The sequence below is a fragment of the uncultured Megasphaera sp. genome (genome assembly GCF_958350005.1).
GTDB lineage: Bacteria > Bacillota > Negativicutes > Veillonellales > Megasphaeraceae > Megasphaera.
In genome coordinates this window covers 1-6173 of the sequence record NZ_CATWFF010000123.1, presented here as the reverse complement: position 1 = coordinate 6173, position 6173 = coordinate 1, and the positions used below count along the sequence as shown (strand labels likewise).

Here is a 6173-nt window from a genome sequence, read left to right as displayed (position 1 = left end):
ACTTATATTGTACTACTTATAATTTATAATACGGAAAGTTCCACAAATCCCTGTCCCATGTGGAGCTTTTCGCCCATAGGCAGGTCATAGGCTGGAGAAAGAGCGCCTGCTTCCTGCGGAACTGCCGGCACGGCAGAAAGGCCGTAGGCCTGCGCATAGGCGTCAGCACTGTCCCGGGCCGTCAGGCCGGATTTATCAAACTTCAGCGTACTGTCAGCATAGAGACGAACAGCCATGACGATATTTCCTTCCAGAAATACGTCAATATGGTGACTGCTGTAAACGAACCGTTCCATGCCCTGGTCTTCGGTGATGCTCGTCGGCTGGCCATAGGCTTCGGTCAGCTTTTCTTTGGTCATGCCCAGATAAATGCCGCCGATAGATTCATTGTAATCACCGTACTGAGACCGGCGCAGGGCCTGGGTCTTATTGACGATCAGATACTGATGCGATTTATGCCCCAGCAGATCGAGAGTCATAGTCTGGCTGCCATTGGCCTGTGCTACGGTAAAGGTCCCGGTCCGGGGATAATCATACGTACAGTTTTCTGCCGCCGTGACAGGACAGCCGTTGATCGTATTGCCCTGAATGGTCATGGCCAGGGTTTCTTTCGTATCATACCAGTCCCCAGCTGCCGGTTCCAGCCACGACGACGCCGCGTCTGCCGCTGCATTGGCCGTTGCCGCCGGAACGGTTTGAATGGATACGGTCGCATTTTCTGCAAATGCAGCCGCTGAAACAGATACTACACATAGTGCACACATAACAGCACTTTTTACGATGCCTTTCATTACTACCGTCTCCTCTTTCTTGGTGTACCCAAATTATACGCCTATGCTTTCCAGAAAACAATAAAATTTTGCAACAAAAAACACTGCCTCACGTAAAGTAAGACAGTGTTTCAGTATCTTGCTTATTCTGCTGTATACGGAAGCAGAGCGATTGCTCTCGCACGTTTGATTGCGACAGTCAGTTTGCGCTGATGTTTTGCGCAGACGCCGGAAATACGGCGCGGCAGAATCTTGCCGCGTTCTGTCGTGAAACGGCGAAGTTTTGCAATATCTTTGTAGTCAATGGTTTCCGCATGATCTACGCAGAAGCTGCAGACTTTTCTTCTCGGTTTTCTCGAGCGATCTCTTCTCATCTATTCGTTCCTCCTTCAAAATTTAGAAGGGTTGTGTTTGACTTTAGAATGGGATTTCTTCATCCGATGGTGCATCAGCACCCATGCTGCTGAAGCCAGCACCCGGTGCGGCCGGATGCTGCGGAGCAGGAGCTGCTGCCGGCTGTGCCGGAGCCTGCGGATGTTCCGATCCCAATGTCTGTCCTACAAAATCACAAACGACTTCCGTGCGATACCGTTTCTGTCCATCCGGCGTTTCATAAGAACGGACGGAAATACGGCCCTGAACGAATACACGGGTGCCTTTTGCCAGATTGTTGCCACAGTTTTCCGCCAAATTACCCCAAGCAACACAAGGAATAAAATCAGTTAATTCCCGCGGTTCTGAACTGCCGGTCGGAACATACGACCGCGTGCAGGCAACGGTAAACATAGCGACAGCCCGTCCGGTCTTCGTAAAACGGATTTCCGGGTCCCGAGCCAAATTCCCTAATAATTGTACTGAGTTCATACCTTTGCGCCTCCGGTTATTCGTCGATCTTGACGATCAAGTGTTTCAGAATTTCATCGCGGATTTTCATTACGCGGTCAAGTTCTTTAATCGTAGCAGGATCTGCTTCGAAATTGATCAGCACGTAATAGCCATCAGCCTGTTTTTTGACAGGATATGCCAGATGGCGTTTGCCCCAGCGATCTACATTTTCAATTTTGCAGGCGTTTTTCGTCAGCAAGTTCGATACGAATTCTACGATCGGATCTACTTCTGCTTCTTCCAACGGCTTTGCAATAAACATGACTTCGTACTTATTCACGAAATCACCTCCTCTTTTGGACATATGACCCTTCCCGCAGAAGGGTTAGGAGCTTGACACGATTCAAGCTTTTATATTATATCACGTACCCTGATACGGTTCAAGCCTTTTTTTACTTTTTCTTTTATGGTATAGTCAACGTATCTTTATATTTCGTCTCTCCCGATCCGGAGGAATATCCCATGAAACAGCTATCCCGGCGAACGGCCATGATTCTGGCCGACGGCACGCTTCTCGTCGTCGCCGCCATATGGGGCGGCGGCTTTATTGCCGCCAAAGAGGCCCTGGCGACGATGACGCCTTTCAGCATTCTGGCATCCCGCTTCCTCCTGTCCAGTGCCGTCATGTTCGCTCTCTTTGGCCGCCGCATTCTGCACTGCAGCCGAAACGAAGTGAAGTACGGCACTATCATTGGCTGCATCCAGTTCATCGCCTTTGTCTTTCAGCTTGAGGGCCTGCAGACGACGACCGTGGAAAAACAGTCCTTCCTCGTTACGGCCTACGTCCTGTTCGTCCCCTTCCTGTCCTGGCTGGCCACGCGCCGCCCCATTCGCCTTCTCGACCTGGCCTGTGCCGTTCTGGCCCTCATCGGCCTGGCCCTGCTCTGCCTTCATTCCGGCATGACCTCCCTGGTCATTGGTGATGTGTTATCCCTCGGCTTTGCCCTGTTTTTTGCTATTCAGATCGTCTACGTCGGCAATTTCGTTCACGACGCAGACATCGTGGGCGTCACCTTTTTTCAGCTCCTCCTGCCGGGACTGCTGGCTCTGCCCTTTCTGGACATGGCCGGCCTGGCTCAGGCAGACACAGCCGCCGTTACCGGCATTGCCTATTTGGTCCTCCTGAATACGGCTTTTGCTTTTTCGGCGCAGAACATAGCCCAGCAATATACGAGCGACACCCACGCGTCCCTCCTTATTTCCTTTGAATCGGTCTTCGGCTTTGTCTTTGCCGTCTGGTTTTACGGTCACGCCGTCACCTTGCAGGAACTGGCCGGCTGTGCCTGTATGCTTACGGCCGTCATCCTGTCCAATGTCCATAAAAAAACATAACCAGGAAAGCCGCATTACGCGGTCTTCCTGGTTTTTCTGTTTCTTATGCTTTTTTATGCTTTTCCCAGACAGCCAATGGCATCGGCACGGCACCGGCAGCAGTGATACATCTGCGGCACATAGCCGGCAGCAGCGGCACGGACGCGGGCCATTTCTTCGTCCGTCGGCGCTGCCAGCCCGGCAAAGGGCGTATGGGCTACGGGAATCATGGCAATGCAGTTCATCATATCGGCGTGCCAGCGGGCAGCCTGACGGCTGATTTCTTCGACATGATCCATATTGACGCCGGGAACGACGACAGTATTGATTTTCACGACAATACCGCGCCGTTTCAGGCGGCGAATTCCTTCGTCCTGCCGTTCCGCCAGCAGGGCCGCCCCTTCCCGTCCCGTGTAGGTACGGCCGCCGTCGCGCACATAGGCATAAATGCGTTCGCCAATTTTCGTATGCACCGCATTGACCGTCACCGTCACATGAGTGACGCCCACATCGACCAGATCATCGACACAGGCCGGCAGATTCAGGCCGTTCGTCGACAGGCACAGCAGCATATCCGGAAACTGTTCATGAATGCCTTCCAGGGTCTGCAGCGTCTTTTCCGGTTCGCACAGGCTGTCTCCCGGTCCGGCAATGCCGGCGACGGCAATATTTCCATAGCAGCGGCGAATTTGCCGCAGTTTTTCCAGCGCTTCTTTCGGCGTATAGATTTCGCTCGTAACGCCAGGACGGCTTTCATTGGCACAGTGATACAGGCGGTTGCAGAAATTGCACTGAATATTGCAGTTCGGCGCCACCGGCAGATGGACGCGGCCCCACGAGCCGCGGGCTTCAGCATGAAAGCAGGGATGGCGCAGCATATTTTCTTCTCTTGTCAGTTCCGTCATTACTTTCTCCCCCGCTTTCCGGCATAAATCGCCTGTTTATGACAGACATGGAGACAGTCGCCGCAGTTGATGCAGTTTGCTTCACCAGGACGGGTCCCCATGCCGCATACTCTGCGGCAGGCATTGCAGCCGTCGCAGGCTTTGGTCTTGAACACGCCAAAAGGCGAAATGCGGCGTACTACTTCCATAATGCCGCCAGCAGGACAGAAGAAGCGGCACCACACATTGGCCACAATAATACTGCCCACAATGAGCGTAATAATAAGGGCCGTACGGAACAGCCAGATCCACGACGCATGCTCAAACACAAAGGGCAGAGAACCAAAGAACTCACCAGCCCGGATAGGCACCATCATGCGGGGATTGCCGTAGCCGAAATAAATAATAGCTGCTGCTGCCACGGTCAATACCATGCCGATCTGTCCCAGACGGATATATTTCTTTTTCAGTTTCAACGGAAATAGTGAAAATTTTCCCAAGAGCTGGCTCACAAATCCGGTTGGACAGAGCCAGCCGCAGAACGTCCGGCCAGCAATCAGCACGGATAAGGGAATGAGCAGCCAGGCCCCCATAAAATAGGCCGTAAGCCGTCCCCAGCAGGTAATAACCGGACAGTTCTGACAATTGACGAAAGGCACTAAAAAGGGACAGCGAAAGATCCCGTAAAAGGCCCATTTTCCCAACACCGCCACCATGGCCAGCTGCACGAGATGGCGAATGCGGCTCAAAGCAATATTATGCATCTTTTACCCCCAATTTCTCAATCAGCTGCTTTCCCCGTTCGGAATTAGCCGGAATAAAGCCTCGTTTCTGAAAAATAGCCTGTGCTTCGTCACTACGGACAAATTCCACAAAATCATCGGCCAGTTTGCGGTCTGCTGCAGCCTTCATAACGCCAGCCGTAAAGGGAATGGAGCCTGGCGGGAAAAAGGCCGGATCAATGGGAATGACGTTGACCTTGCCGGCATACTGATCCTGACAGGTCAGGCGCCGTTCCACAATAGATGCATCCCCTTTTCCGGCAATGATCTTGGGCATCATCGTAACGACACAGCTTTCCTCGCTGACCATATTTTTCCGCACAGCCCCTTCCAGATTGGCCTTTTTCAATATCTGTACTACCGAATCGCCGCCAGGAGGCGAAGCCCCCAGAGGCAGAATGACCCGTACGCCGGGCTTGGCCATATCATCAATCTTCTGAATACCTGCCGGATTGTCTTTCGGCGTAATGATGACATATTCTGTAAAGCACAGAGGCTTGAAATACACCATCTTATCTGCCTTGCGCAGAGACTTGACCGTTTTCATCCCGCGGGCGGCAAAGATTTCCGTTGTCGAAGCACCGCTGAGCAGGGCTTTCCCTAAGGTTCCAGCCCTGGCACCGGTATAATTGATTCGAATCCCCCGCTTTTGCTCATACAGGGCATTGACCTCCATAAGAGGCTCAGCCAGACCGCCGCAGGACCAGACCTGCAGGGAATCAGCCTGAAACTGCGCCGAGCCGGCCAGTCCCAGTTTGGGCAGCAGAATCGATCCCAGCGCCGCTGCAACAGTTGCCTTCAAAAAGGTCCGCCGATTCATCAGCTTTTTCTCTTCACTCATAGTAAACTCCCTTCATCAGTTATATTACTTAAAATCATACCATATTTAACCTGTCAAACATATAGATTGACGAATACTGTCACAATATACGAAAAACCTGCAAGATTAGACAAGAATTATTCAATATATCAACAATTCACCCGTCACGGCATAAAAAATACGGCCCAGGCGAGTATATGCGCCCAGTCCGTATGTAAAACAATGCAAAAATACACCCCATCCGCAAGAGACGGGGCTTCTGTCATTTCCGAATATCATGAACATACGATGTGAAAAAATGCGATTTTGCGCACCTGCAGCGCCGAGATTATAAAGAACGGCATCGTTACCAGTGCAGCAAAGCGCCTAGACCGCCGATGATAGCACCGGCAATGGTGGCATTTCTTTCTTGCTGTTCTGCTTTCTCTGCTTCTTCTTCCTGTTCCTTTTTCTTCTTTTCAGCGATTTCTTTTTCCTTCTGTTCCTTTTCTGCCTGTTCCTTTTTCTCCTTTTCCATATCAGCCTTATACTTCTTTAATTTTTCCTTACGCCCAACTAAACCATCTACAACCCAAGCTAACCCATCGCCCCATGTATTCGGGCGAATTTCCGTCGTTTTCTCACCGGGGATCATTCTGTTTTCGTCGGAATCATAGGAATAAATTACCCCGTCTGTCCATATTATTTCTCTTTGCGGGTATAATATGGTTGCTTTTAATAT

Annotated in this window: 9 protein-coding genes; 1 reads left to right on the top strand and 8 read right to left on the bottom strand. The window is 51.3% G+C overall.

The window, feature by feature from the left end; all coding sequences use genetic code 11:
- Positions 1-23: 23 nt before the first annotated feature.
- The 4 genes from Q3886_RS07670 to rpsF form a co-directional block, all read right to left on the bottom strand.
- Positions 24-791: a hypothetical protein gene (locus tag Q3886_RS07670; protein ID WP_301860732.1), complete on the bottom strand. Its 768-nt coding sequence runs from the start codon at positions 789-791 to the stop codon at positions 24-26.
- A 122-nt stretch (positions 792-913) separates the two neighbouring features.
- On the bottom strand, positions 914-1144 hold the full coding sequence (gene rpsR / locus Q3886_RS07665; RefSeq protein ID WP_301860730.1) for a 30S ribosomal protein S18: 231 nt from the start codon (positions 1142-1144) through the stop codon (positions 914-916).
- Positions 1145-1187: 43 nt separating this feature from the next.
- Entirely contained in the window at positions 1188-1634 is a 447-nt protein-coding gene (locus Q3886_RS07660; protein ID WP_301860729.1) for a single-stranded DNA-binding protein, read from the bottom strand.
- Between the two features lie 16 nt (positions 1635-1650).
- Positions 1651-1935, bottom strand: coding sequence for a 30S ribosomal protein S6 (rpsF, locus tag Q3886_RS07655; protein WP_301860727.1), 285 nt, complete (start codon positions 1933-1935; stop codon positions 1651-1653).
- Between the two features lie 182 nt (positions 1936-2117).
- Here rpsF and Q3886_RS07650 point away from each other — a divergent pair, with 182 nt between their 5' ends.
- A complete protein-coding gene (locus Q3886_RS07650; RefSeq protein ID WP_301860726.1) occupies positions 2118-2987 on the top strand; it encodes a DMT family transporter in 870 nt (289 codons plus the stop codon).
- Between the two features lie 53 nt (positions 2988-3040).
- Here the strand turns inward: Q3886_RS07650 and Q3886_RS07645 are convergent, their stop codons facing one another.
- The 4 genes from Q3886_RS07645 to Q3886_RS07630 form a co-directional block, all read right to left on the bottom strand.
- On the bottom strand, positions 3041-3871 hold the full coding sequence (locus tag Q3886_RS07645; RefSeq protein WP_301860725.1) for a radical SAM protein: 831 nt from the start codon (positions 3869-3871) through the stop codon (positions 3041-3043).
- Positions 3871-4614 carry a 4Fe-4S binding protein gene (locus Q3886_RS07640; RefSeq protein WP_301860722.1) on the bottom strand — a complete coding sequence of 248 codons (744 nt, stop codon included), beginning with the start codon at positions 4612-4614 and terminating at the stop codon, positions 3871-3873. Before Q3886_RS07640 ends, Q3886_RS07645 begins: the two co-directional genes overlap by 1 nt.
- Entirely contained in the window at positions 4607-5473 is an 867-nt protein-coding gene (locus tag Q3886_RS07635) for a substrate-binding domain-containing protein (protein WP_301860721.1), read from the bottom strand. The genes Q3886_RS07640 and Q3886_RS07635 overlap by 8 nt, the downstream gene beginning before the upstream one ends.
- 325 nt (positions 5474-5798) lie before the next feature.
- Positions 5799-6173, bottom strand: a 375-nt coding sequence (locus tag Q3886_RS07630; protein ID WP_301860720.1) for a hypothetical protein, incomplete at its 5' end; no start/stop codon positions are given.